This window comes from Oscillospiraceae bacterium, assembly GCA_035353335.1.
In the GTDB taxonomy this organism is placed as follows: Bacteria; Bacillota; Clostridia; order Oscillospirales; family JAKOTC01; genus DAOPZJ01.
This window is the reverse complement of record DAOPZJ010000015.1, coordinates 1-25,799: the sequence shown is the minus strand read 5'-3', so window position 1 is coordinate 25,799 and position 25,799 is coordinate 1. Positions and strand designations below refer to the sequence as shown.

Here is a 25,799-nt window from a genome sequence, read left to right as displayed (position 1 = left end):
TTCGCATGCGACCAATCATATGCCGTATGGGACGTTTTATGTATCGGACCTGAAAACGTTCTCATATAAACATCAAAAGAATGAACCGTAAGGATCATTCTTTTTAAACATTCACGTTCTTGTGAATGCTGAACGCCCCTGTTTCGGAGGCGTTTTAACCATTATACAAGAAAAAGAGGTTTTGTCAAGGGAAACCGCATATTTATATACAAAATTATGGATGTTAATCACCGTTTGTGATGATATTCGGACAAAGAAAATGCATATCGTGAGGATCTGAATGAAATTGCCGAATTTAAAACAATTTCAACAGTTCGTCAAACGCCTGATAAGCGGCGCCGTCTTTGAAACTGTCATATTGAACGGTGACAAGCCGGTTGCCGTAAATGGCGAATATGCAGCGCTTTGTGTATCCGGGCGCCGTCTCACCGCAATCCACGGCAATCAATTGGTTGCCGACAAGTTTGCCCGTTTTGATGATCTTAAATGACAACGTACGGGGAATTCCGGCGGCGCGCTGTTCCGTATTGCATTTCTCGATCATGGCGCGTGCTTCCTGTTCAAGCGCCAAACCGGAAATTTCGGTATACGAGATGAAGAAGCGGTCGGCCTTATCGGCATCCAAATCGGATACGACATCAAAACACAGCGTGTCCTTACCACCGTATTTGACATTTGACCAGGCGTTTTCCGAAGCAGAGCCCTGAACGCCAACCGGGACCGGACAGGCCTCGGCAATATAATCCCGAAGCCGCTGAACACCGGTCCAAACAACGTCCGTATCCGAAGAGGTCTTCAGCTTTCGGCCGGTTGAGCGGACAAACGGTGTCCCGCCGTCTGTCGGGATTTCAACCTCGTCGAAAAACACCAGTGACTTCAGGGAGGAATTATCTACTAAATCTTTGAAAAGAAAGACCGAAAGAGAATCATCCGCGTCGGCAAAGAAGGAAGGGCAATATTCTTTTTCGGCTTGTGACAGCCGGTTTAATCCGACTTCGCTGCCGTCATTAAAAACCAGTTTCGCATGATCGTAAAAGAAGGCCGCTTGGTTCCCGCCGTTCACATACAGCCCAAGCGGGGTCAGCACCGCATCGTCAGGATAATCGGACGTCGTCTGAGCGGATTTTCCCTCGGTTTGAAAGTAATCCCGCAGGCAGCCGCCGATGCCGATTTCAATCCCGGAATTGCGCGCCGTCGCTTTTGACAGCGGAATTTCAAGTCCGTCAAAGGTCAATGAAAGCTGCTGCGGCGCGTCGCCGATGATGTCCAGCGAATAGAATTCGCGGTTTTCTTCACCTTTCGCGGCAATGGGGCGGATTGCGAAAACCGCGCTGTTTTCCGCATCATCAATCAGGCCTTTCCGACGGAGGCCGATATTTAATTCAACGGAATCACCGGAAGGGGAGAGTATCTCAAGCGTATAGGAACGGGAATCGATGTTTTGGGCGAGCGGTGTTTTTTCATCGGCGATGGCAGCGGGTTCGGTGTTCGCAAGCGTCTCTAAAGCGGGTTCTTCCGCATCGGCCGGCTCAAACACCGCCCGACATGCGTCAGGGTCGAACGTATTGGCGTTTAAAAGAGATTTTCCGGCATCGGTCAGGCTTTGGACCGAGAAGATATAAGCGGTTGTGTAATCGTCGGAAACCGATTCGTGCAGGGTCAGCAGAACATCCTCGTTTTGCGCGCTGGTTCCGATCGTGGTTCTGCGGGGCTGCCGGGCTCCGGTTCCGTTGTTGGATTTGTAATAAGAAACGCCGCCGATCGCGGCAGCCGACAAAACGAGCAGGGAATCCACGGCAAGAGCGATAACGGTCTTCACCGGGTATTTTCGGAAGTGATGAGTCCGGGAGCCGGTATCCTTCCGGGTCGCTTCGCTTTCGGACGCAGTCCTTTTTTTGATCGTTTCGGAACCCATGGATGAACCACCTCCCTTTATCGCACTGTCGGATCTTTTCCTGTCTGCATTTTACAATAATACGGTACAAAATACAAGTTATGCCAAACTGAGCGCATCGTCATTTTTCATGATATTGCGACAAATGATTTTAGGGAACTTTTATGCAAAAGAAAAACCGATTTAAAAAATAATAGAAAATATCATAAATATACTTGACACATGATATTATATATGTTAAAATAATAGTATAACTGTTGCGCCGCCTCTGTGAAGCCGATGATGCGAGGCAGTGCGGCAGGGAAGGGCGCTTCGGCTCACACAAGCGCCCCGCATCAAAAACGAAGATCCGATTTTCGAATCGGGAGGGTGACCGTCAGGTCAGAAAGGAAACGCGTATGCCGATCAACAGTTTTGTTTTCTACCGCAGCTTTTACGAAGCGATCGAGACGCTCAAAAAGGAGGAAGATCAGCTGAAACTCATGATAGCGATCATCCATCGGGGACTGGGTATGGAGGACGTTCCGTTATCCGGTGTGGCTCTCGGGATGTTCGCTTTGATCGCCCCTCAGCTTGAGGCAAATCACAAGAGGTATGAAAACGGAAAAAAAGGGGCGCCGTACGGAAAGCTCGGAGGCAGGCCGAAAAATGAAAATTGAGCCGGAAAGGGCCCTTTCGGAGGCGCCCGGAGGCCGATTTCACGCTGACGGCAGCAAAAAGGGGTAAAAGAGCGGAAATCGATTGCGGTCCGGGCTTCATACTATCAACGTTCATATCCTTTTTTGGACCCATGACCAACCTCTGATGCCAAACCCCGGGGGTTATGTGAGGATAACCCCAAGGGGTTTCGGCGTCAAATCCGGAAGGAGAACCTCTGTAAACCCCTAATGTAAATGATAATGTCAATGTTAATGTATATGTAAATGCAGATCTAAATGGAAAAGAAAATGAAAATGAAAACGATAAACAAAAAACAAAAAACAAAAAAGAAAAAGAAACAGATGCACCGGCGCTGACGCGCCGGTCGCGCGCGCGAGCATAAACGGGTTTTCGGGGTTGTATCACTTTCGAAAAACGTCCCGAAAAGGAGTTTTTTACAAGAAAAAGAGCCGCAGAAGCGGCCCGTTGAAAAGTTTGAAATACGTTTTATCAAGTGATCAGATCCAAAAGCGCGTTAAAGGCGTAGTCGTTTGGCAGATCCGGATCGGCGCGATATTCAATGCACCATAATTTTTCTTCATACAGAGCGTAGATACAGCGTTTATAATCACTGAACGAAGGTTCACTGTATTCAACAGCAATGAATTTTACAAACGACTATTTTTGATTTATGAATTGATTTTCAATCGAATTTGATCAGGTTTAAAAGAGCGTCGAACGCATAATCGGTCGGCTGGCCGGTATAGCCGTCGTATTCGATAGTCAGTAATTTGCCTTCATAAAACGCAAAAATGCAGCGCTTGTAAAGACCCGGCGAAGTTTCACCGCATTCTACGACCAGAACATCAGTGCCATTGTAAACGCCTGTGCCCGCTACGTTGAAGGACAAGTCATAATTAATCCCGCGTTTTATGCTTTCGACCTTAGCCCGGGCTTCCTCTTCAAGTGTACCTCCTGATAGTCTGGAGAAACTGATTATGAATTTACAGTTATTATCATTTACACTGCCGTTATCGATAATTTCATAGCTACATGAAAAATCAGAAGCACGAAAACCGGTTTTTCGAACATATTGAGATTCGGGGCAATTTTCGATGATATAATCCCGAATTTGAGCGGTAATTTTCCAATACAGGAGTTGAGGGTCGTTTGGGTCTAAAATTCTGCCGGAAGAACGGACAAACGGCGCGCTGCCGTCGAATGGGAATTCAATTTCATCGCTGAATACAAGGGATTTAACGGTGGAAATATCCATGATTTCGTTGAACAGATAGACTGCGCCTTGATAATGAGTCGGTAAATAACGGGGCTTCCAGCTTGCGATACCGGATTTATCGTTTGAAATTTCGCTCAGATATTGTTCGCTGCCGTCATTGAAGGTCAATGACGCATACCTATATGCAAGCGATCTGGCATGATTATCGTTTACATACAATCCCAACGGTGTTAAAACTGCACTGGTGGGATAATCATACATTATCATAACCAGACCACCTTCAGTCAGCATATAATCTTGAATATAACCATCAATAATGACTTCGGTGCCCGGAATATATGTTGTCGCTTGGGGCAGCGATAATTCCAAGCCGTTAAAAGTCAAGGTAAGCTGCTGTACCTCCGGAGTGATGATATATAATGCGAAATATTCACGGCTTTCTTCACGCAGGGATTCAATCGGAATAATCACATAGGAGGCGTTGTTTTCGGCGTTATACATGACGTTATTACGGCGCAGGCCGATGTCGAAATACACGTATTCCCCGTCAGAATCTGTTTGCTGATGCAATTCGTACAACTGACAATCGGCGTTTTCTTTCGGAGGGTTTTTTTCAACGGAAGTAGTCGGATAATTGTCGGTCAAAACTGTTTTAACAAGAGTTTCTCCTTTGTTTGTCTGCCGGAAGACGGTTTCATCGGCGTTCGGGTCAAGGGTATTGGAGGCAACAAGTGCCTTTCCTGCGTCAGTAAGGCCTTTGATTGAGAAGATATAGGCGGTGGCGTAATCGTCCGCGACCGATTCGTGCAGGGTCAATTGAACATCTCCGTTTTGCACGCTGGTGCCGATGGTGACGCCGTAAGGCGTCAGGGTTTCCGCCTTTTCGCCGTATATTCCTTTGAACAGCGAAAATCCTACGGCAGCTGCCGCCGTTATGAAGATCAATGAGGCCAAAACAATGCTTAAAAACGCGGCGGAGGAGAGTTTTCCGCCAATGCGTTTGTTATGCTTGGCAGGAAACGCCTTTACTTTATTTTTGATGCGGTATTTCGCATCCTGCGAGAGGGTCACTTGTTCGAGCGCGCCCTCGATTTTTTGATCAATGGGATTCATAAGATTCATCCTTTCCGTAAAGCCAAAAGTCACAAGCTGTCAGTCGGGCGGAGCGTCCGGGGTTCGGAAGACCGGGATTTCACGGATTTCGGTTTCGCGGGAGCTTCGCCAAGCGCCTGTCGAAGCATTTCGCGGCCCCGGCTGAGCCGGACATACAATGCCGACGGGCTGATCCCGAGGATTTTGGCGGTCTCTTCACCGCTGTAGCCCATGAGGCAATGAAGCGATAATGCTTCCCGGTATTTGACCGGCAGCTCCAACAAAATCGAAAGGGTCTCGCGGTCTTCACCGGGCGCTTCGGCGAACTCCGGCGTTTCGCTGCCGATCCGCTTTTTGCGCCACCAATGGGACAGGGCGTCCCTGCAGAGGTTTTTGGCCGTGACGATCAGCCAGGCCTTGAGATGCTCGTCGCACTCAAACGTCTTTCGGCTCTCCATCAGCCGCACAAAGGTGTCCGCGGCCGCATCCTCCGCATCGGCTTGATTTTTGAGATAGACAAAACAGACCCGGTAAACGAGTTCCGAGTGGCGCAAAAACGCCTGTTCGGTCAGCGTGGTCCCGATCGGCATCAACTCACCTCCGACCCTAATACGGTTGAGCGGGGTAAAATCTTACAAATTATTTTACAAAAGATCGGTTTGTTTCCATTTTACAGCAATCCGGAGGGAATAGCAAATCGAAAGGTTTGCTTTTGAAGACACAATCCGATATAATAATCAAAGAATCAACGGTAAAAAGCGGAATGACAGGAGGCAAAAAGATGGCCGAAAAAAGAAAAAGCGTGAATTTGCGCTGCGGGCTGCTCGATTTTCAGGTGGGCGAATGCCACGATTCCATCCCGCTCGACCCGGAGGAATATGTCCGCGCATCGGCGGAGGCGGGAATACAGACCCTCGTTTTTATCGGGAAAGACGCCTGCGGCTGCGCGTTTTATGATTCGGATCTCGTGAAAAGGAATACCGCCGTTCAAAGCGATTACCTTGCACAGGCCATAGCGGCGGGGAAAAAATACGGCGTGGAGATCTATACTTATTTCAACGTTTTGCTGGATGATAAACTCGGCGAACGTTTTCCGGAATACAGAATGATCGACGGCGCCGGAAAACCCGTGATCGCCTATGATTATTATAAAATTTTATGCCCGAACAGCCCGTATTTCGGGATCGCGAAGGAGCGGATTGCCGACCTGCTGCGGCGATATGAGGTGCAGGGCATCTTTTTGGACATCACTTATTTTTCTCCCGACACCTGCCACTGCCGCTATTGCAAAGAGCGTTTCGAAAAACGATACGGATATACGCTCCCGGATCAATTCGAACGGGGGACCAAGGAACTCCGGGAGTTTCACGAATTTCTGACAGAGTCGAGAACAAGGCTGCTGGAGGGACTTGCGCAGACCATCCGGCAGACGCGGGACGTGCGTATTTTATGGAACGGCTCGGGGAATCCCCGTCTGGAAAACGGGGCGGACGGCAAAGCCGACATTTTGTCAACGGAATTTCACGCGCCGGATTTTACGGACGGGCTGATTCGGGTGAAATGGGCGCAGTCCCGGGGGATGCCGGTGATCATGAGCATCCCTTATGAGCTCGGCAGCTGGGGCGACTGGAGCATTCTGCCCAAAGAGAACCTGGAGACCGTCGTTTCGATGATTACCGCAAACGGCGGAGGGTGTGCGGTCAACCATGTGCCCTATCCCTCGGGGGAATTCGCCTCGAGCGTGAATCAGTGCGTAAAGCAATCCATCAAGAGCGCGTACGATAAAGTAAAAGCGCTGGAACCGTGGCTCGTGAATACCGAAAGCGTGCCCGACGTCGCCGTGATCAACTCGCCGGCAAGCCGCAGACTGTCGCAATGGGGCAAAGTGTTTTCAAATGACAGTTATTCGAATTCTCTCACGGGCGCGGTGAAAATGCTGCTTGAGAGCGGCCGTCATTTCGACGTGCTTTCGGAAAAAACTTTTTGCGCAAACGCGGGGAGATATCATACCGCGATTTTGCCCGGGGCGGCGTGTCTGGATGAAGAGACGGCAGAGGCGGTCCGGCATTTTGTAAACGGCGGGGGCGTTTTGATTGCCTCCGGGCCGGTCGGGCTTTACCGCAATGACGGAAGCCGGGCGGATAATTTTTTATTGGCTGACGTTCTGGGGGTGGATTTAAAAGGGGAATCGGAATTCTCGGTTGATTATATCAGTGATATCAAGGATATCACCGAAAAAATTGCCCGCGATATTCCCGACAACCCGATTTTGGTACATCAGGCGAATCTCAAAGCGGTACGGGTTTCGCTTCATGAAAATGCCGAAAGCGGCGCCTCTTTGACAGAACCGCTTTTTGAAGCGACCGCCGAACGGCACGTTTATCATCAGCATGCCCATCCGGCCCGAAAGTCCGGATTTTCCGCCGTTGTGATCAACAAATTCGGAAAGGGGACCTGCGTTTACTTTGCGCCGGAAATTTTCTCGTCTTTTCAGGCGACCGGTTCGCCCTGGCTGCTGAAAATGGTGCAAAACCTGCTCGATTCTGATTGTCAAAGCACGGTCCGCGTTGAAGCGCCGGTCTGCCCGCATGTCAGTTTGAGACAACAGGGCGGGAATTGGGTGATGCATTTGACGAATGTCAGCGGATCGCGGTTCGATCTTTCAAAGTCGTTTTTAGCCCAAACGATTCCGATGCAAAATATCAAAGCACACCTTTTAAAAAAGGCGTCGAAGGTCTATTCCGTGCCGGAAAAAATCCCCCTGCCGTTTACGACGGAGGGGGATGAGACGACGGTGATGATTCCTGAGCTCAAGAGCAGTATAACGATTGTGATCGAGTAGCGGTTATTTGTAAACGGCAATCAGGTTTTCGGCGGGGACATCCTCCTGAATGCAGTGCGCGGGGGAGAGGATATAGCCGCCGTCTTTGAAAAGCTCGCGCAGTTCGGCGCATTTTTCACGCACCTGCTTCGGTGTGCCGTTCGGCAGCAGTTCCTGTGTATCGACGCCGCCCCAAAAACAGATGGATTTGCCGTATTCGGCTTTGAGCCGTTCGGGTTCCATCAGCCAGGCGTTCGGCTGGATGGGGTTCAAAATTTCAACGCCGCATTCGATCAGCGTCGGAATCAGCTGAAACACCGAGCCGCAGGTGTGGTGTTGGAATTTGGCCTTGGTGAAGGTTTTGGTATAGCGGATGCGCTCGCTAAAGAACGGCATAATGGTTTCGCGGAACATATCGACCGACATGAACATGCCGCGCTGGGTGCCGAAGTCGTCGCCGCTCGTCGTGGCGTCGATGTAGCCGCCGAGGGCCGAATAATACCGCTCGATCAGGCGTTTTTGATACTGCCAGATGCGGTCGAAAAACCATTCGACGGTCTCGGGTTCTGCGGCGAGGCGGTATAAAAAGTCATCGAAGCCGAACATCCAGCAGCCCGTCTCGAACACGCCGTAACACGGGTGCTGGGCGATCACGGCATAATCGGTGTTTTCAAATAAATCTTTGGCGTGGGCGGCGTAACCGTCAAAAACGCTCCGGTCGATATCATCTGCGGACGGATAATAATACTCCTTAACCCGTTCGAGCGGAAGGTCGTGCAGCGGATTTTCGACGATCTCGAAATGTCCGCCGACGCTGGCGTATCGGATACCCCATTCGTCGACATAGCCGTCGGGCGTCTTTTTGCTGTGCGGGCTTTTCGGAGCCGGAAAACCGCCGGTCAGCCGGGTATCGGTGCCGAGCGCCTCCAAAATCCGGTCGTCGTAAAGGCCCGTTCCGGAATATTTTCCGTTGATATTGAAAAGTTTACGAAGCTGATCGGTGGTCGTTTCGGTCATCACCAGGGTCTGGGGGCAGCCCGCGAGGTCCTGCGGCACCCGATCGGGCGTGCGGTGATTGACGGCGGCGTTAAAGCGCTCTCTGCGGGTCATATCAATAAAATCCTTTCCGAGGTCAAACTTGTGATCATCATTATAACACGGGAAAAAGAAAATAGGAATTTAAAAATGTAAAATTCAAATTGTAAACGGTTGTTTCGTATGTTATAATTCGGCCAGATAACAGATGTGGAGGTTTGAATATGACCGGAAGAGAGCTTGTGTCCGCGGCATTGTCTCATATTGAAACGGAAAAAGTGCCGTGTTTTTGTGACTTTACGCAAAAAGAACATGATAAAATGGTCGTCTTTATGGGTGAGGAGAAATTGAAAGCGCTGCTGCCCGACACCATTTTCGGCGATCAATACGCCGGGGAGCCGCGTTTGATGGAGGGCAGACCCGAACATTATCAGGATGATTTCGGCGTGATCTGGGACAGAAGCGGCGTCGATAAAGATATCGGCGTCGTGGCAAACCATGTGATTCCCGAGCCGGATATGAAATACTGGCATGAACCGGAAGCTGCCGCCGCAAAGATGCACGCCGCGGCAAAAAGGGCCTCGGAACAGGCGGGAGACCGGTTTTCCTTTGTCGGGATCGGCTTTTCGACCTTTGAGCGCTATTGGACGCTGTGCGGCATGGAGAACGGCCTTGCCTATATGCTGACCGACCCGGATTTTGCCGAAGCGCTGTTCGGGGCGATCTGTGATTTTAACCTGAAAATGATTGATATTGTGCTTCAATACCCGGTCGACGCGGTCTATTTCGGAGACGACTGGGGTCAGCAAAAAGGGTTGATCATGGGGCCGGCGCTGTGGCGCAAGTTTATCAAGCCGTGTCTGGCGAAAATGTACGGGCGGGTTCGGCAGGCCGGGCGGTTTGTCATCCAGCACTCCTGCGGCGATATCGAGCAAGTATACGGCGACTTGATCGAGATCGGGCTGCACTGTCACCAGACCTTCCAGCCCGAGATTTATGACATCGGTGCGGTCAAGAAAAAATACGGCGATAAACTGGCGTTTTGGGGCGCGATTTCGACCCAGCGTCTGCTGCCGTACGCAACCCCCGAGGAAGTGACCGCGGAGGTAAAAAGAATCATTCGGGTGATGAAGCCGGGCGGCGGTTATATTGCGTCACCGACTCACGCGGTGCCGGGCGACGTGCCCTGCGAAAACATTGTGGCGATGCTGAAAGCGTTTCAAGAGCAATAGAACCGGGATTATCCTGAGATAAAAATTGATGAATCTCTCCCCTTTAACACCATGCCGGATTGGTATGGCGGGAGGCGAAAGTTGAAAGGTAAACATGAAATACAGCGGTGAATATACACAGTTGGTCTCTTTTCCGCTCGGCGGAATCGGCAGCGGAAGCGTCGGGCTTGCCGGCAACGGGCGCCTGATCGACTGGGAAATATTTAATAAACCCTCCAAGGGCTCGTTCAACGGCTGTTCGCATTTTGCGGTGAGAGCACTCAAAGACGGAAAGATTCTCGACGCGCGGGTTTTGAACGGCGATTTGTACGGTCATTACATCGGGCGCACCGACGAGCCGTTTTGGGGAACCGGTCCCGAAAACCAGAGCATGGCGGGGTTTCCGCATTTCAAGTCCTGCGAGTTTGAGGGCAATTTCCCGTTCGCCGAACTCGCGTTTTCCGATCCGCATTTTCCCGCGCAGGTCAATCTGACCGCGTTTAACCCGTTTATTCCGTTAAACGACGCCGACAGCTCGATTCCCGCGGCGTTTTTCGAGATTGAAATTTATAATACGACCGATTCGGAAGTCGAATACGGCGTTTGTTTCAGCGTGGCAAATCCCGCCGAGAACAGCGTGAACAAGGCGCTTGAAAACGGAAAAGGCGTGCTGCTTACGGGCGGGGGCGAACTGTGTTTCGCGGCCGACTGCGAAAACGCTTCAGTTCAGCTTTACCGCTACCGGGGCGGCTGGAACGACGCGCTTGAGACGTTTTGGCGCGAGATGACCGAAAAACCGGTTTTGCCGCCGCGCAATTACGACACGGCGGGGAAATTCGACACCGCCGCAGTCGAGGCGCGTGTTTTTGTCAAACCGGGCGGGCGCAAAACCGTGCGGTTTGTGATGGGCTGGTACTACCCCGAAACCGGCCGAACCACGAAACCGCTCTCGCTCGGCAGAGGCGACGTTCCGTGGGACACAAAATGGAATAATTATTACGCGAAATTGTTTTCAAGCGCCGCCGACTGCGCTTCTTACTGCCTGAAAAATTGGGATCGGCTGCGCGATGAAAGCAAAAAGTTTCAAAAGGCCCTCTCCGATTCGACTCTGCCGGCGGAAATACTCGAGGCGATTTCCGCGACGCTGTCGGTGTTAAAATCGCCGACGGTGATGCGGCTCGAAAACGGAGAATTTTACGGCTGGGAAGGCGTGTTTTCCGATGTCGGAAGCTGCGAGGGCAGCTGCACGCATGTCTGGAACTACGCCTACGCGCTGCCGTTTTTGTTTCCGAAACTCGAGCGGTCGGTGCGCGATCTGGATTATGCCTATAACCAGTTGCCCACGGGAGAAATGCAGTTCCGGCTGATGCTGCCGCTCGGCAATATCCATATGTTCCGCGCCTGCGCCGACGGGCAGTTCGGCGGTGTGCTCAAAGTCTGGCGCGACTGGAAACACTGCGGTGACGACAACTGGCTCAGAGGGCTTTGGCCAAAGGTCCAAAAATCGCTCGAATATGCTTGGAATCCCGAAAACCGCGACCGATGGGACTTGGATAAGGACGGGATGTTGGAGGGCCGGCAGCACCACACGCTCGATATGGAGCTGTTCGGGCCGTCGTCGTGGCTGCAGGGTTTTTATCTGGCGGCTTTAAAGGCCGGAGCCGAGATGGCACAATATCTGGGCGAGCCGGAAAAAGCGAAAGAGTATCTTGCGGTATACGAGAGTGGAAAGAAAAAGACCGAAGAGCTGTTCAACGGCAAGTATTATCAGCAAAAGATCGACTTGCACGACGAGCATATTCTCGATCCGTACCCGGATGCCCGCGCGCAGTATTGGAACGACGAAGCAGGGGAGATCAAATACCAAATCGGCGACGGCTGCGAGATCGACCAGCTGCTCGGGCAATGGCACGCCGACATCTGCGGACTCGGGGAATTATTCGACCCCGGCCATGTGCAGATTGCGCTTGAAAACCTCTATCAAAACAACTTCAAATTCTCGGTGCGGGAGTTTTACAACCCGTTCCGCCTGTATTCGCTGAACGACGAGGGCGGCACCGTCATCTGCACCTTCCCCGAGGGCGCCGAAAAACCCGCGATTCCGATTCCCTACTGTCAGGAGACCATGCACGGCTTTGAATATGCCGCCGCCGGGCTGCTGTATAAACACGGTTTGAAAAAGCAAGCACTGGAAATGGTTCGGGCGGTGCGCGAAAAATATGACGGCAAAAAGCGCAACCCCTACAACGAGATCGAGTGCGGCAACAACTACGCCCGCTCGATGGCGACCTATGCGTTTATCCCGCTGATCTCGGGCTTTTCGTTCGATATGACACAGGGCATGATCGGGTTTGACCCGATTGATGAGTTACCGGAATTTCGCTGCATCTGGAGCGTGGATTCGGCGTGGGGCACGGTGAAAATCACCGCGAAAGCGCTGGAACTCACGATTTTGGGCGGGGAACTGCGTTTGAAAAAGCTGCGCACCAAACTCGCCGGAGGCAAAGTAACCATTGACGGAAAAGCGTTGAAAGCTGTTTATAAGGACGGGGAATATGCGTTCGGGGAGACAGCGGTTATAAAAGAAAAGCTGACCGTCGTGAGATAAAATTGGGTGTAGGGCGATATCGGGCACGACCCGACTCAATCGCCCGAAGATGACACATGATTTATGGGTGATTCGTAATTGACCGAAAGCCGGCACATAATATTCGGGCGATTGCGAATCGCCCCTACGTCGTACCCCGCGCGGCGAGTACAATCCGCAGGCATAAATCCACGCGGCGCGTCAGGGATGCCGCGCCCTACAATTTTTTATTATAAAGTATAAAAAACCTCTTGCAAACGCGGAAAGAATATGTTATACTTGACAAGTCATCGAGTGGGTCTTCCCGCTCTTTCGTTTTTGTTAAGGGGATTTTTTGAAAGGAGACGAGCGGGATTTGGGGAAAAATATCGCGGAGACGGTGCGTCTTCTGATGGAACCGGTCGCAAAACAGTGCGAAGTCGCGATTTGGGACGTCGAATATCTCAAAGAGGGCGGAAATTTCGTTTTGCGCGTGACCATCGACCGGCCCGAAGGCATCGACAGCGAAATATGCTATCGATTTACCGAGTTGGCAAATCCCGTGATCGACGAAGCCGATCCCGTCAGCGGAAGCTATTGCTTTGAAGTAAGCTCGCCGGGTCTCGACCGGAAACTGCGTCTGCCTGAGCATTTTGCCGCCTCCGTCGGCCGTGAGGTCGAATTGCGCACGATCCGGCCGATCGACGGTAAGCGTGATTTTATCGGTATTTTATCCGGCTTTTCGGATGACGTGATCACGCTTGAGACAATCGGGGGGCAAAAGTTATTCCCGTTGAAGGAAACGGCATATACTAAATGGACATTTGAAATATGAAATCGGATTTTTCGAAAGGAACTGATGAACCGACATGAACAAGAAGACAGTCGCAAAGAGCATGACACCCGACACCTTGGAAATATTTGAAGCGGTTAAATTGCTCGAAAAGGAAAAGGGCATCACCTCCGGCGTGCTGCTGGAGCGCATCAAGAATGCCATCGCCATCGCGGTGCGCCGCGACATGGGGTGCGAAGACAACACCATCACCGACATCGATATGAAAAAGGGGAAATTCAACGTCTATATCCGCAAGTCGATCGTCGAACAGGTGGAAGATAAAAACACGCAGATCACAGAAGAAGAGGCCAAAAATATCGAGGGCTACGACCCGGCGAACGGCTATGTCGATGTGTCGCTGAACACCAAGGACTTCGGACGCATCGCCGCGCAGGCCGCAAAGCATGTGATCCGGCAGGGAATCCGCGAAGTCGAGCGCGAGCAGATGCTCGAAAAATTCCAGAATTACCGTTATGAGCTCGTGACCGCCCGCGTCGTGCGCATCGACCCGATGACGTCAAACGCCACCGTCGAAATCGACGGCAACGAGCTGCTTTTGCCGCGTACCGAGCAGCTGCCCGAAGAGACTCTGCGTCCGGGTCAGTTGATCAAGGTCTATGTCGTAGACGTAAAAGAAAGCGAAAAAGGCCCGCGCGCTTTGATTTCCCGCACCCATCAGAACATGGTGCGCCGTCTGTTTGAAAAAGAGGTCTTTGAGATCGCCGACGGCATCGTCGAGATCAAAGCAATCGCCCGCGAGGCCGGAAGCCGCACCAAGATTTCGGTTTACAGCCGCGACCCCAATATCGATCCGGTCGGCGCCTGTATCGGCCACAAAGGCGCCCGCGTCGCTCAGATCATCGACGAACTCGGCGGTGAGAAGATCGACATCGTCAAATATTCGCCGCTGCCGTCTTCGATGATCGCCGCGGCGCTTGCCCCCGCTTCGGTCATCGACGTCGAGATCATCGACGAGGAGAACAAGCTGAGCCGCGCCATCGTGCCGGATCACCAGCTCTCGCTCGCCATCGGCAACCGCGGCCAAAACGCCCGTCTTGCGGCAAAACTGACCGGTTGGAAGATTGACATCCACTCCGATAAGGAAGGCGCGAACGAACCCGGCTATATGGCATTCGACTTCGACAACGACTTCTTCGCCTCTTCGGGAGCGGATGAATCGAAATAAGAACGGCAGATTATGGCAGAGAAGAAAATCCCGCAGCGCATGTGCACCGGCTGCGGCGAGATGAAAGATAAAAACGCGCTTTTGCGTGTGGTGCTGACCCCCGTGGGAGAAATCCTGCTCGACAAAAAGGGTAAGGTCTCCGGGCGGGGTGCGTATGTCTGCAAAAGCGCCGAGTGCCTGAAAAAGGCGATCAAGACCAAACGGCTTGAAAGAAACCTCAAGACCTCGATTTCTCAGGAAGTTTACGACCGGCTGGCAGAGGAGATCAATGGCTGATAAAAACCAAGACAAATTAATGACCACGATGGGACTTGCAAAAAAAGCGGGACGGCTGGTGTACGGCTACGAAACCGTCAAGGACGCAATCCAAAAGCATAAAGCGGTTTTAGTGCTGACTGCTGCGGATCTATCGGCAAAAACGCTTTCAAACGTCGAATTTTTGTGTCGGGAAAGCGTCAGGCACGTGATGACCGGGCGGACGATGGAACAATTTTCGTCAGCAGTCGGGAAACCGACGGGAGTCGCCGCGGTAACAGACGAGGGATTTGCAAAACTGATATCGGGTTATCTGACGGATACCCACAAATAGGAGGAGTTCAATGATCACACGAAAATACAAAATCCACGAGGCGGCTAAGGATTTTGCGATAAGCGGCAGGGAGCTGACCAGCAAGGATCTCCTGTCGATCATCGACCCGGACGGAAACGACGGAAAGAAATACTCCACGGTGCTGACCGAAGAGGAGCTGAGTTTGATTTTCGACCGGCTCACTTTGGACAACAGCGTCAAGAATTTTATGGAGTTTTTCGCCGAGGCGATGGCGGCGGCTGCGGTAAAGCAGGAAGAGCAGGCCAAAAAGCAAGCCGCCCAGGCCGCACTTGATGCGCAGAAGGCAGCCGAAGCGGCCGCAAAACCCGCACAGCCGGCTGCGCAGCATACGCCCGTTCAGGCAGCCGCTCAACCGGTAAAAAAGGCCGAGCCGGTAAGACAAGTTCAGCCGAAGCAGCCGGAACAGCCAAAACAAAAAGTCGTCGGTTATCAGCGGCCTGCCGATTTTAAACCGAACATGAATCCCACCGAGCCCAAAAAGCCCAGGGAACGCGTAGTCCTGCCGCCTCAGGAGCGCGTGATCCGAATGGTGGATACCCGTTCGGGCGCGGAGATCGACGCCGATAAATACAGCGGCCGCTATGAACAGAGCGGACCCGCCAACATTAATTCGCGCAAATATGAACCTCACAAGCAAAAGATCAACCAAAAATCCCGCCAACAGGGGAAGCCGGTCTTTTCGAAGAAAGAGACCGAAGCAGAAAAGCTGCGTCGTTTGCAGCTTGAAAAAGCCCGCAAACAACAGCTCAAGATCATGCTGCCGGACGAAATTTCGGTCGGCGAGCTTGCCACACGCCTGAAAAAGAACGTAGCCGAAGTGGTCAAGAAACTGGTTGCACTCGGGACTTTTGCCTCGGCTTCCGATATCATCGACTATGACACCGCCGAAATTATCGCGTTGGAATTCAACGCCAAGGTTGAGCGCGAGGTCGTGGTGACAATCGAAGAACGCATCATGGATACCAGCGCAGACAGCGAAGCCGATCTCGAACTGCGCAGCCCGGTCGTGGTGGTCATGGGCCACGTCGACCACGGCAAGACCTCTCTGCTCGACGCCATTCGCAAGACCAAGGTCGCCGAGGGCGAGGCCGGCGGCATCACCCAGCATATCGGCGCTTACCGCGTCAAAATCAACGGCAGGGAGATCACCTTCCTGGATACTCCGGGCCACGAGGCGTTTACTTCAATGCGCGCCCGCGGCGCGAAGATCACCGATATCGCGGTGCTTGTCGTCGCGGCCGATGACGGCATCATGCCCCAGACCGTAGAAGCCATCAACCACGCAAAAGCCGCCGGCGTCTCGATCATTGTCGCAATCAACAAGATGGATAAGCCCGGCGCAAACCCCGAACGCATCAAGCAGCAGCTGACCGAACACGAACTCGTGATCGAGGAATGGGGCGGCGAAACGCCCTGTGTATTGGTCTCTGCCGTTACGCATAAAGGCATAGATGAATTGCTGGAGACCATAATACTTCTGGCCGATGTCAAAGACCTCAGGGCCAATCCGAATCGTCCCGCAAAGGGCGCGGTCATCGAAGCGCGTCTGGATAAGGGCATGGGCCCGATTGCGACGCTGCTTGTTCAAAACGGCACGCTGCATACGGGCGATATCCTCGTTGCCGGAGACACGGTCGGCCGCGTGCGCACGATGAGCGACGATAAAGGCCGCAAACGCGAGAGCGCAGGCCCGTCCGAACCGGTCGAGATCACCGGTCTCGACGACGTCCCGGCCGCAGGCGAAAATTTTGACGTCGTGTCGGATGAACGCCTTGCCAGAGAGCTTGTCGACCAGCGGCGCACGAAGGAAAAAGAAGAAAAATTCGGCGAATACCGTAAGGTCACACTCGACAACTTGTTTGACTCGCTCAAGGAAGGCGAAGTCAAGGAGCTGCCGATCATCGTAAAAGCCGACGTCAACGGCTCAGTCGAAGCCGTCAGCCAATCTCTTTCGAAGATCGGCACCGATGAAGTGCGCGTGAAAGTGATCCATTCCGGCGTCGGCGCGGTCAGCGAAACCGACATCATGCTTGCCAGAACCGCGGGAGCGATCATCGTCGGCTTCAATGTCCGACCCGATTCCGTCACAGCGGAAAACGCCAAAAATTACGGCGTGGATATACGCCTTTACCGGATTATCTATGACTGTATCGACGAGATCACCGCGGCGATGAAAGGGATGCTCGCGCCCAAATATAAAGAAGTCATTCTCGGAAAAGCCGAAGTCCGCCAGGTCTATAAGATCACCGGAGTCGGAGCGGTCGCAGGCAGCTATATGCGCGAAGGCAAAATCACCCGCAACGCTCAGATCCGCGTCGTCCGCGACGGTATCGTCGTCGCCGAAGATAAACTGGCGGGACTGCGCCGTTTCAAGGACGACGTCAAAGAGGTCGCGGAAGGGTATGAATGCGGCATTTCGCTTGAGAAATTTTCCGATATCAAGGAGGGCGATATCCTCGAGGCCTTCACCATGGAGGAAATCAAGCAGTAAAGCAGCGGCTGCGAAAGAGACAGCAGTTACGCACTGTGAAAGGATTGTACAATAGATGTCTTTTACCAATCAGCGCAACAGCGAGGACATTAAGCGGGTGCTCTGTTCGGTTATCCCGACGCTCAAGGACCCGCGCATTTCGGGAATGCTCTCGGTCGTTCGGGTTGATTTGTCGGGCGACGGTTCTTCCTGCCGCGTTTACGTCAGCGCCATCGAGGGTATGAAAGTCGCAAAAGTTTCGGCGAGAGGGCTTGAAGCCGCGGGCGGTTTTATCCGTCACGAGGTCGGTACCCGGCTGCGGCTGCGCGTGATCCCGCATTTTGAATTCATCGCAGACGACAGCATCGAATACTCCGCAGAAATCGCCAAAAAGCTGAAAGATCTGAACATCCCGGCCGAAAAAGACGGAAAACCGCAATAGCCAAAAGGAGCAGTAAAAGTGGGTGAAGAGCTGAAAACCGCTGCGGAATATTTACAAAAGCGGGATAACTTCCATATCATCTGCCACGTCAATCCGGACGGCGACGCCGTCGGCTCCGCAGCGGGCCTGGCTTTGATTCTGCACGGACTCGGGAAAAAGACCAAGGTTCGATGTGCCGGTGAATTTCCGCATGTATTTGACTTTTTATCCTTAAGATTGCCGCAGGATTGCGAGACGCCGGAAACCGTCGTTTCGGTCGATACCGCTTCGGTCGGTCAGTGGGGCAAGCTCTGGGCGGACTATAACCGCTGCGATTTGTCATTTGATCACCATATCTCCCATGCGCAGGAGCGCTTTGAGGATATTTTGGTGCTCGATCCAAAAGCCGCCGCTACGGGCGTCATCATTCTGCAATTGGCGAAAGAGCTTGGCGCCGAACTCACGCCGGACATCGCCGACGCGCTTTTCACCGCCGTCTCCACCGACACCGGATGTTTTAAATATGCCAACACCGACGTCGGCGCGCATGCCGCAGCAATCGAGCTGACCGAAGCCGGAGCCGATACCGAGACCATCACGAGAAAGATGTTCGAAACCAGGAGCCGCAGCGAGATGGAGATGTGGCGCATGATTTTGGACAGCATCAAATATTACTCCGACGGCAAAATCGCCGTCGTCACCGTCACGCAGAAAATGCGCGAGAAGGCCGGTTTTTACAACGACGACCTCGGCGAGATGGCTTCGATCCCCCGCCAGATCGAGGGCGTTGAATGCGGCATCACGTTGAAGCAGCTTCAGCGGGCGGTGTATAAAATTTCGGTTCGGACCAACGAAAAACTCAGCGCCGAGGAGATCTGCAAAGCGTTCGGCGGCGGCGGGCACACCCGCGCGGCGGGCTGCACGATCCGCGGGAGTCAGATTGAGGTCCGCGATAAACTGATCGCAAAAGCAGAGGAACAGTTGGCGGCATGGACGGACTGATCTGCGTCAGCAAACCGACGGATTTCACCTCGTTTGACGTGGTGGCCAAATGCCGCGGCATTTTGCGGGAACGCCGCATCGGCCACGGCGGGACGCTTGATCCGATGGCGACCGGCGTACTGCCTCTTTTTTTGGGACGTGCGACAAGCGCGGTGGATTTGTGCCCGGACACTGTGAAGGTTTATATCGCAGGGATTCGGATGGGACTTGTGACCGATACATACGACGTCACCGGGAATACGGTCTCGTCCTGTGAACCGGGCGATATCGGCGTTAAAGAGATAGAAGCGGTTCTGCCCGAATTCCGAGGAGAGATAGAACAGCTGCCTCCGATGTACTCCGCGGTAAAAGTCCACGGACAGCGGCTTTACGATCTCGCGAGAGAGGGCCGCGAAGTCGAGCGGAGCCCCCGAAAAGTCACAGTCGGCGAACTGGTTTGTTATGAAGAGGGCAGCGGACTTTTTTTGCGCGTCACCTGCTCCAAAGGGACGTATGTGCGCTCGCTGGTACATGATATCGGGCAAAAACTCGGCTGCGGCGCGGCGCTGTCGTCGTTAAACAGAACCCGCGCCTGCGGATTTTCGCTCGCCGACTGCGTGACGCTGGAACAGCTTCAGCAGTGCCGGAACGAGGGCGATGAGGCACGATATCTTCGCCCGATATCGGAAGTGTTCAAGACGCTTCCGGAACTTGAGCTCACGGGCGAAAAACTGCGGCGGTTTGTGAACGGCGCGGATTTTGAGACGGACAAGCCGGACGGGCTTTATACGGTGTTTCACGGTGTTTTTTTGGGCCTCTGCTGTGTCACCGGTCAAATCGGCTGTACGAAGAAACTATTCTGCAATCCCTCGGAGATCGTCTTATGAAAGTCATTACCGACACCAAAAACATCTGTCTTGATAAGCCGGCGGCGGTTGCGCTGGGCTTTTTCGACGGTGTGCATCAAGGGCACCGGGCGGTCATCTCGGCAGCGGTGAAAAGCGGATTATTGCCTGTTGTTTTTACGTTCGCACAACATCCCCGCGCGTTTTTCGGCGATGCGCCGGAGCTGATTTCCGAACTGAATGACCGGCTCGGCTGCTTTGAGCAGTTGGGCGTTGAAATCGCCGTCATTGCGGATTTCGCCGATTTCGCCGCGATGAGCGCGGCGGATTTTTATGAATTTTTGAGAGACAAGCTGCAGATGAGAGCGGCTTTTTATGGGTATAACTACCGATTCGGAAAAGGGCGGGAAGGCGACAGCGAGCTGCTTGCGCGGTTCTGCGACAAAGACGGTGTCGCGCATACTCGGGCGGAACCGGTGTTGTTCGACAACGTGCCGATCAGCTCCAGCCGCATCCGCGCGGCGATGAATCAAGGGGACGTGCAATCGGCTGCGAAGATGCTGGGCAGAGACATTCTGCTGACGGAACAGGTTGAAAACGGGAAAAATCTCGGGCGCAGGCTTGGGTTCGCGACCCTCAATCAACCGCTGACGGCACCGGTAAAACCGCTTTTGCGCGGGGTCTACGCATCCTCCGTAACGCTCGGCGGAAAAGAGTATCCGGCGGTCACGAATTTCGGCGCAAGGCCGACGGTTCTGCAGAATGAAGAGGCCGCCGAGACCCATATCATCGGTTTTGAGGGCGATCTTTACAAAAAGACCGTCAGCGTGCGGTTTTTAAAGTATTTAAGGCCGCAAGTTAAGTTTGAAGATATCGGAAAGCTTCGGGACCAGATACAAAAAGACGTCGCGGCAGCGCTGGAAATCCGGGGTGCGGTTTGAAAGTACACGTTTCGTCCCATCATCTGTAAAGGCGGTTACCAAAATGAAGATCATAAAAAAAACGGCGGTCGCTTTGGCCGCCATTTTGCTTCTGCCCGGGTTCTGCGGGTGCGGGATCCGGCAGAGCCCGAAGACCCTGACGGTGTTTGCGATGGACACCGTCGCAACACTGACGGCATACGGAAAAAATGCGGGTCCGGCGCTCGAAGCCGCGGCACAAAAGCTCAACGAATACGACACTCTTCTCGACGTCGACACCGGAGACGTCGGAAACATCAACAGCCATGCCGGGGAGTTTGTCGGGGTAAGCCCGGAGGTCTATCAGCTGTTGACAAGCTGCGTCGGGTTTTCAAGTCAGACCGGCGGCGCATTCGACGTTACGGTCGGAAAATACGTCGAACTATGGGGATTCAGGACGGATCCCCGTGTGCCGTCGGATGAAGAACTCGCAGCGGCGGCAAAGGATGTCGGGTGGGAAAGAATCGAACTCGCGGACGGGAAAGTGAGAATTCCGGCGGGAATGCGGCTGGACCTCGGCGGCGTCGCGAAGGGCTGGGCGGCCGGAAAACTGAAAGAATTGTTGATTGGAATGGGGGTAACGAGCGCGATTTTGTCGCTCGGCGGAAACGTGACCACCCTCGGGAAAAAGCCGGACGGCACCTTATATAACGTGGCCATCCGCGACCCGGACGACGAGAGCGCTTATCTCGATACGGTTCAGGTATCGGATACGGCAGTCGTGACTTCGGGCAGCTATATCAGGCATTTTGAACAGAACGGCGTTTGGTATCATCACATCATCGATCCATATACCGGCCGGCCTGCCGAAAGCGGGCTTGTCTCGGTGACCGTAATTTGTGCCGACGACACCGCTGCCGACGCATACTCGACCGCCTTTTTCGTTATGGGCAAAGAAAAAACAACCGAATACCTGAAAAACCACCCCGAAATCAAAGCCATTCTTGTCACTGCGGACGGCGAAACGGTTTATATTCATTAAAAAAACTGCGGTTGCGTCCGAAAACACCTTGACAAAGAAGGCTCAGGGCAATAAAATAAAGCCATGGCGATTCGGCTCGCGGAGATTTCGAACTCATGTCAGCTCAGCAAAGAGCCGGCAATAGGCGAAATACACAGTGGAGTGGATGAAAAAAATGGCAATCGACAGTTGCAAGAGATGCGGCGCTGCTTTAAACGGCGCTCAGGTATGCCCGACCTGCGGGACTCCGAAGGTTCGGCCGCTGCCCGTCTCAACAACGACTTCACCGCTCTACATTGCTCCGTATACCGAAACACTGCCGCCAAAGGGCAGCCGATATGCGGTCATGAGCATCGGATCTTATATGGGAAGCATCCTGTTGTTTTCTATTCCGGTCATCGGCTTCATATTTATGGTAGTGTGGGCATGCGGAGGATGCATCAACCAAAACAGACGTAATTTTGCCCGCGCTTATCTGCTCTGGCTGCTGATCGGAATCGCGGTCACGACCATCGCAGCCACGATTTTTTCGGCGCTCGGGCTGCCTTTTATCGGTACGTTGCAGGATTGGATCGCCGGACGTGTCTCGGTTTGACTTTGATGTTTAATCCGGTTTTCAGATTGTTTTCAATGATCTGATTTCGGATTACATAAAAATTTATTCAGGGAGGAAAACATATGCCATTCTGTGGAAAATGCGGAGCGGAAGTCCCCGAGGGAACAAAATTCTGCGGCGTCTGCGGTGCTGAAATCGGAGGAGCCCAGCAGGCGGCTCCGGTCGGAACACCCGTCGGCGCGCCGGTTCAGACCGATGACGCAAAAGACGCTGCCGACAACAAAGCGATGGGGATTTTGGCGTATTTCGGCCCGTTGGTATTCGTGCCGATGTTCGCTGCGAAAACATCGAAATTCGCGAGATTCCATACGGTCCAGGGATTCAATCTGTTTCTGGCCGAAATCGCATTCAGCATCGTCGAGTGGATTCTCATCGCGATTTTCTGGGCGATTTCCTGGAAGCTCGGAAGCATTATGAGCACCGTTCTGGGACTGCTCTGGCTTGCGTTTACCGTGCTGGCCATCATCGGCATCGTCAATGCCGCAAAAGGCGAGAAAAAAGCGCTTCCCGTGATCGGAAAACTGCACATTCTCGATTCTTTCATGAAGCCCTCCGTCTGATATCAATAATGCATCAAAAAAGCCGCCGACGCCAAGCCGGCGGCTTTGCCGTCGCTTGACAGGTTTATAACGACAAATAACTGTGTTTTTGTTTCGGGCGGAATTGTATACAGACGGCAAATATGGTATAATAACTTCAATCCTGTCAGGAGGTTTCTGAACCATGAAGCGAAAAGTTTCGATTTTACTGGCCGTACTTCTTGTCGCGCTTTCGGCGGCCGGATGCTCAAGCCTTACAAAACCGTTTTTGGGTAAATGGAGTGATGACTTCGGCGGCGAGCTCGGCGTGTATTATATTTTTAAAGGAAAAGGCATCATGAAAGCCACAACCTCTCTCGGTGAACTCAGCGGCAAACCGGAACTCGATTTCGGCACCTATGAGGTTATCGACGAAGATACCATACAAATGACCGACATACTCGGAGAAAAAAAAGAATATACCTATGCGTTTGCCGAGGACGGAAATAAACTCACCATGTCCGACGAGGAATACATCATGAGTTTCACGAAGGTGCTGCCTGAAAAATAGATTTTTCGGGATGGAGTTTAATGCCCTTAATAAGAGGGAGAGGATGTTTGAGAAGTGACAGTCAATGAGATGCAGGAACGCATCCGCGCTTTAAAAACCGAAAAGAACGTCTGCGTGCTCGCCCACAGCTATCAGGGGCGTGAAATCACCGAAGTCGCCGATTTCCGCGGCGATTCCTATCAGCTCAGCGTCATGGCCGCAAAGACCGACGCCGAGACCGTGATCATGTGCGGGGTTCGGTTTATGGCCGAGACCGTTAAAATCCTTTCGCCCGGCAAGACGGTGTATCTCGCAAACCCCACCGCGGGATGTCCGATGGCCGAGCAAATGGACCGGGAGCTGATCGAAGGTGTTAAAGCGCAGTTTCCCGACTATACCGTCGTCTGTTACATCAACACCACCGCAGAATTAAAAACCGTCTGCGACGTCTGCGTCACTTCATCGTGCGCGGTAAAGGTCTGCTCAAAAATCGACAATAAGAATATCTTATTCATTCCGGACTGCAATTTGGGCAAATTTGTCGCCGGTCAGCTGCCGGAGAAAAACTTTAAGCTTTTACAGGGCGGTTGTCCGGTGCATGCCGCGATTACGGTGCGCGACGTCGAAACAGCAAAGAACGCCCATCCCGGCGCGCTGCTGCTTGTTCATCCCGAATGTGTTCCGGCGGTTGCGGCGGCAGCCGATTACGTCGGCTCAACTTCGGGCATTATGGATTTTGCGCGCAAATCGGAAGCAAAAGAGTTCATCATCGGTACCGAAAACAGCATTGCCGAACATCTCCAATACGACCGCCCGGATAAACGGTTTTACACGCTTTCCAAAAAGATGGTCTGTGAGAACATGAAGGCGACCACATTGCCCGATCTGTTGAATTGTCTCGAGGGCAGAGGCGGCGAAGAGATCACGCTCGATCCCGATACGCTCAAAAAGGCTCGTCACTGCATCGACGAGATGATCCGGCTGAGCGAATAAAATGATAAAGATCAGAAAAGCCGATAAAGGCGACTGCGCCGGAATTGCGGAGCTTTTGAAGATCATCGCGGCACAGCACGGAGCGGGCAGACCCGACCTGTTTGACGCTTCGTGCGGAAAATACGATGCCGAAGGTGTTGCGTCACTGCTTACCGATCATGCGGTATTCGTCGCCGAGGGTGAAAGCGGCGGCATCGCCGGTTATTTGATCGCGAAAATCAAGGAGCAGCCGAAATACGCGGTCCGAAAAGCTTACCGCTGTCTGTACATCGATGATTTGTGCGTAAATCCCGAATACAGAAGAGGCGGCATCGGCCGGGCGCTGTTTGACGAGGCGAGGGCTTACGCGGAGAAGAACGGCTGTTACAACATCGAGTTGAATGTCTGGGAGTTCAACGAAGGCGCGAAGTCTTTTTATAAGCGAGTGGGCATGTCGACGCAAAAAAGGACGATGGAATTGATCCTGCCCGAATAAATTATCCAAAGAACGGGAGTTGACGATGAGTCCGTATCTGATTGTCTATCTGTTTCTGCTGGCAGCGGCGGCGGTTTCCTTTATAAAAAAGAAGGACTATAATTTCCTTTTCATTTTATCGGCACTGGTGCTGACGCTGTTTTTGGTACTCAGATACGGGCAGGGCACCGATTATTTTTCCTATATGCGCCTTTATGAAGAAGCACCCGGCGGCATCATTCCCGACGAGAGTTTTTGGACAAAAAACGGGAACGTTGAAATCGGGTGGAAGCTGCTGGAATATGCGTTTCAGATGATTAACCTGCCGTTCTGGGCTTTCATGGCCGTGATCGGAGCCGGCTCCATGCTGCTGCTTTGCCGGTTTGCCGTCAAATGCTGCCCGGGTGCACGCACTTTTGCTCTGCTGCTGGCTTTCCCGACCTGGTATCTGACTTATCTGTTTTCCGGCGTTCGGCAGGGGCTGACGATCTGCGTGTTTTTAGGGCTGATGCTGCCTTTTTTGCTGGAGAAAAAATATTGGCAGTATTTTGCGATCGGAATTGCCTGTCTTTTCATCCATAAAGCCTCTTTTATTGTGCTTGCGGCCCCGGTCGTCATGCTTTTGAGTCAAAAAGCGATCTGGTGGATTTTGGGAGGATGCGCAGCCGCCGGAGTTGCGGTCAGCATTCCGCTTGTCAGCGGATTGCTCGGAAAAATCTCGCTTGCTCTCGGGAAAAATTACTCCTTCAACGGTTTCGGAGATGTCAGTTGGATCGCAGCGGCAGAACGGCTTGTTACTTTCGCGGTCATCGCCTTTGTGTTTTACAAATACCGGAAAGCTCAAAATGAAGATAAGACAGCGGATTTGATTTTTAAAATTTATTGCTACGGTCTCGGTGTTTATC

At 52.7% G+C, this 25,799-nt stretch carries 24 protein-coding genes; 20 read left to right on the top strand and 4 right to left on the bottom strand.

The features are described 5' to 3' along the window. Window positions 1–295: 295 nt before the first annotated feature. Window positions 296–1,915 (bottom strand): hypothetical protein, encoded by a 1,620-nt coding sequence (locus tag PKH29_04765; protein HNX14146.1) that lies wholly within the window; start codon window positions 1,913–1,915, stop codon window positions 296–298. A 377-nt stretch (window positions 1,916–2,292) separates the two neighbouring features. On the opposite strand from PKH29_04765, the gene PKH29_04760 reads away from it, so the two are divergent. Further along, complete coding sequence (locus tag PKH29_04760) at window positions 2,293–2,553, top strand: DUF6291 domain-containing protein (GenBank protein ID HNX14145.1); 261 nt, start codon at window positions 2,293–2,295, stop codon at window positions 2,551–2,553. Between the two features lie 683 nt (window positions 2,554–3,236). Here the strand turns inward: PKH29_04760 and PKH29_04755 are convergent. Together PKH29_04755 and PKH29_04750 are read right to left on the bottom strand one after the other, a co-directional pair. Beyond that, window positions 3,237–4,883, bottom strand: a complete 1,647-nt coding sequence (locus tag PKH29_04755; protein ID HNX14144.1) for a DUF4179 domain-containing protein — start codon at window positions 4,881–4,883, stop codon at window positions 3,237–3,239. Window positions 4,884–4,912: 29 nt separating this feature from the next. Further along, complete coding sequence (locus PKH29_04750) at window positions 4,913–5,452, bottom strand: sigma-70 family RNA polymerase sigma factor (GenBank protein ID HNX14143.1); 540 nt, start codon at window positions 5,450–5,452, stop codon at window positions 4,913–4,915. Window positions 5,453–5,643: 191 nt separating this feature from the next. On the opposite strand from PKH29_04750, the gene PKH29_04745 reads away from it, so the two are divergent. Next, window positions 5,644–7,704, top strand: a complete 2,061-nt coding sequence (locus PKH29_04745) for a lacto-N-biose phosphorylase central domain-containing protein (GenBank protein HNX14142.1) — start codon at window positions 5,644–5,646, stop codon at window positions 7,702–7,704. Window positions 7,705–7,707: 3 nt separating this feature from the next. On the opposite strand, the gene PKH29_04740 is transcribed toward PKH29_04745, so the two are convergent. After that, window positions 7,708–8,793: a uroporphyrinogen decarboxylase family protein gene (locus tag PKH29_04740; GenBank protein ID HNX14141.1), complete on the bottom strand. Its 1,086-nt coding sequence runs from the start codon at window positions 8,791–8,793 to the stop codon at window positions 7,708–7,710. Between the two features lie 149 nt (window positions 8,794–8,942). Here PKH29_04740 and PKH29_04735 point away from each other — a divergent pair, with 149 nt between their 5' ends. The 18 genes from PKH29_04735 to PKH29_04650 form a co-directional block, all read left to right on the top strand. Further along, window positions 8,943–9,950 (top strand): uroporphyrinogen decarboxylase family protein, encoded by a 1,008-nt coding sequence (locus tag PKH29_04735; GenBank protein ID HNX14140.1) that lies wholly within the window; start codon window positions 8,943–8,945, stop codon window positions 9,948–9,950. A 94-nt stretch (window positions 9,951–10,044) separates the two neighbouring features. After that, a complete protein-coding gene (locus PKH29_04730) occupies window positions 10,045–12,537 on the top strand; it encodes a GH116 family glycosyl hydrolase (GenBank protein HNX14139.1) in 2,493 nt (830 codons plus the stop codon). 313 nt (window positions 12,538–12,850) lie between these two features. Continuing rightward, window positions 12,851–13,330 carry a ribosome maturation factor RimP gene (gene rimP, locus PKH29_04725; protein HNX14138.1) on the top strand — a complete coding sequence of 160 codons (480 nt, stop codon included), beginning with the start codon at window positions 12,851–12,853 and terminating at the stop codon, window positions 13,328–13,330. Window positions 13,331–13,364: 34 nt separating this feature from the next. Then, window positions 13,365–14,516 carry a transcription termination factor NusA gene (gene nusA / locus PKH29_04720; GenBank protein ID HNX14137.1) on the top strand — a complete coding sequence of 384 codons (1,152 nt, stop codon included), beginning with the start codon at window positions 13,365–13,367 and terminating at the stop codon, window positions 14,514–14,516. Between the two features lie 12 nt (window positions 14,517–14,528). After that, window positions 14,529–14,792: a YlxR family protein gene (locus tag PKH29_04715; GenBank protein HNX14136.1), complete on the top strand. Its 264-nt coding sequence runs from the start codon at window positions 14,529–14,531 to the stop codon at window positions 14,790–14,792. Beyond that, window positions 14,785–15,105 (top strand): ribosomal L7Ae/L30e/S12e/Gadd45 family protein, encoded by a 321-nt coding sequence (locus PKH29_04710; GenBank protein ID HNX14135.1) that lies wholly within the window; start codon window positions 14,785–14,787, stop codon window positions 15,103–15,105. The genes PKH29_04715 and PKH29_04710 overlap by 8 nt, the downstream gene beginning before the upstream one ends. Window positions 15,106–15,115: 10 nt before the next feature. Next, entirely contained in the window at window positions 15,116–17,617 is a 2,502-nt protein-coding gene (infB, locus tag PKH29_04705) for a translation initiation factor IF-2 (GenBank protein HNX14134.1), read from the top strand. A 55-nt stretch (window positions 17,618–17,672) separates the two neighbouring features. Then, on the top strand, window positions 17,673–18,038 hold the full coding sequence (gene rbfA / locus PKH29_04700) for a 30S ribosome-binding factor RbfA (protein HNX14133.1): 366 nt from the start codon (window positions 17,673–17,675) through the stop codon (window positions 18,036–18,038). Window positions 18,039–18,056: 18 nt separating this feature from the next. Further along, window positions 18,057–19,019 (top strand): bifunctional oligoribonuclease/PAP phosphatase NrnA, encoded by a 963-nt coding sequence (locus PKH29_04695; GenBank protein ID HNX14132.1) that lies wholly within the window; start codon window positions 18,057–18,059, stop codon window positions 19,017–19,019. After that, on the top strand, window positions 19,007–19,885 hold the full coding sequence (truB, locus tag PKH29_04690; GenBank protein ID HNX14131.1) for a tRNA pseudouridine(55) synthase TruB: 879 nt from the start codon (window positions 19,007–19,009) through the stop codon (window positions 19,883–19,885). Before PKH29_04695 ends, truB begins: the two co-directional genes overlap by 13 nt. Then, window positions 19,882–20,784: a riboflavin biosynthesis protein RibF gene (ribF, locus tag PKH29_04685; GenBank protein HNX14130.1), complete on the top strand. Its 903-nt coding sequence runs from the start codon at window positions 19,882–19,884 to the stop codon at window positions 20,782–20,784. The genes truB and ribF overlap by 4 nt, the downstream gene beginning before the upstream one ends. A 43-nt stretch (window positions 20,785–20,827) precedes the next feature. After that, window positions 20,828–21,784, top strand: coding sequence for an FAD:protein FMN transferase (locus tag PKH29_04680; GenBank protein ID HNX14129.1), 957 nt, complete (start codon window positions 20,828–20,830; stop codon window positions 21,782–21,784). Between the two features lie 154 nt (window positions 21,785–21,938). Then, window positions 21,939–22,358: a hypothetical protein gene (locus tag PKH29_04675; protein HNX14128.1), complete on the top strand. Its 420-nt coding sequence runs from the start codon at window positions 21,939–21,941 to the stop codon at window positions 22,356–22,358. A gap of 83 nt (window positions 22,359–22,441) precedes the next feature. Next, entirely contained in the window at window positions 22,442–22,939 is a 498-nt protein-coding gene (locus PKH29_04670) for a zinc-ribbon domain-containing protein (protein ID HNX14127.1), read from the top strand. A 163-nt stretch (window positions 22,940–23,102) separates the two neighbouring features. Further along, the gene (locus PKH29_04665) at window positions 23,103–23,468 is read left to right on the top strand and encodes a hypothetical protein (protein ID HNX14126.1); all 366 of its coding nucleotides are present in this window, start codon (window positions 23,103–23,105) and stop codon (window positions 23,466–23,468) included. A gap of 54 nt (window positions 23,469–23,522) precedes the next feature. Then, the gene (gene nadA, locus PKH29_04660) at window positions 23,523–24,440 is read left to right on the top strand and encodes a quinolinate synthase NadA (GenBank protein HNX14125.1); all 918 of its coding nucleotides are present in this window, start codon (window positions 23,523–23,525) and stop codon (window positions 24,438–24,440) included. Between the two features lies 1 nt (window position 24,441). Further along, window positions 24,442–24,915: a GNAT family N-acetyltransferase gene (locus PKH29_04655; GenBank protein HNX14124.1), complete on the top strand. Its 474-nt coding sequence runs from the start codon at window positions 24,442–24,444 to the stop codon at window positions 24,913–24,915. A gap of 25 nt (window positions 24,916–24,940) precedes the next feature. After that, on the top strand, window positions 24,941–25,799 hold an 859-nt coding region (locus PKH29_04650; protein ID HNX14123.1), incomplete at its 3' end, for an EpsG family protein.

Bases quoted from the DNA above. Each gene is read 5' to 3' on its own strand.
- PKH29_04680 (HNX14129.1), top strand. From the start codon at position 20,828: ATGAAGATCATAAAAAAAACGGCGGTCGCTTTGGCCGCCATTTTGCTT.
- PKH29_04675 (HNX14128.1), top strand. From the start codon at position 21,939: ATGGCAATCGACAGTTGCAAGAGATGCGGCGCTGCTTTAAACGGCGCT.
- PKH29_04730 (HNX14139.1), top strand. From the start codon at position 10,045: ATGAAATACAGCGGTGAATATACACAGTTGGTCTCTTTTCCGCTCGGC.
- PKH29_04715 (HNX14136.1), top strand. From the start codon at position 14,529: ATGGCAGAGAAGAAAATCCCGCAGCGCATGTGCACCGGCTGCGGCGAG.
- infB (HNX14134.1), top strand. From the start codon at position 15,116: ATGATCACACGAAAATACAAAATCCACGAGGCGGCTAAGGATTTTGCG.
- PKH29_04710 (HNX14135.1), top strand. From the start codon at position 14,785: ATGGCTGATAAAAACCAAGACAAATTAATGACCACGATGGGACTTGCA.
- PKH29_04740 (HNX14141.1), bottom strand. From the start codon at position 8,793: ATGACCCGCAGAGAGCGCTTTAACGCCGCCGTCAATCACCGCACGCCC.
- nusA (HNX14137.1), top strand. From the start codon at position 13,365: ATGAACAAGAAGACAGTCGCAAAGAGCATGACACCCGACACCTTGGAA.
- PKH29_04750 (HNX14143.1), bottom strand. From the start codon at position 5,452: ATGCCGATCGGGACCACGCTGACCGAACAGGCGTTTTTGCGCCACTCG.
- PKH29_04760 (HNX14145.1), top strand. From the start codon at position 2,293: ATGCCGATCAACAGTTTTGTTTTCTACCGCAGCTTTTACGAAGCGATC.
- PKH29_04745 (HNX14142.1), top strand. From the start codon at position 5,644: ATGGCCGAAAAAAGAAAAAGCGTGAATTTGCGCTGCGGGCTGCTCGAT.
- truB (HNX14131.1), top strand. From the start codon at position 19,007: ATGGACGGACTGATCTGCGTCAGCAAACCGACGGATTTCACCTCGTTT.
- PKH29_04670 (HNX14127.1), top strand. From the start codon at position 22,442: ATGCCATTCTGTGGAAAATGCGGAGCGGAAGTCCCCGAGGGAACAAAA.
- PKH29_04655 (HNX14124.1), top strand. From the start codon at position 24,442: ATGATAAAGATCAGAAAAGCCGATAAAGGCGACTGCGCCGGAATTGCG.
- PKH29_04735 (HNX14140.1), top strand. From the start codon at position 8,943: ATGACCGGAAGAGAGCTTGTGTCCGCGGCATTGTCTCATATTGAAACG.
- rbfA (HNX14133.1), top strand. From the start codon at position 17,673: ATGTCTTTTACCAATCAGCGCAACAGCGAGGACATTAAGCGGGTGCTC.
- PKH29_04665 (HNX14126.1), top strand. From the start codon at position 23,103: ATGAAGCGAAAAGTTTCGATTTTACTGGCCGTACTTCTTGTCGCGCTT.
- PKH29_04755 (HNX14144.1), bottom strand. From the start codon at position 4,883: ATGAATCCCATTGATCAAAAAATCGAGGGCGCGCTCGAACAAGTGACC.
- PKH29_04765 (HNX14146.1), bottom strand. From the start codon at position 1,915: ATGGGTTCCGAAACGATCAAAAAAAGGACTGCGTCCGAAAGCGAAGCG.
- ribF (HNX14130.1), top strand. From the start codon at position 19,882: ATGAAAGTCATTACCGACACCAAAAACATCTGTCTTGATAAGCCGGCG.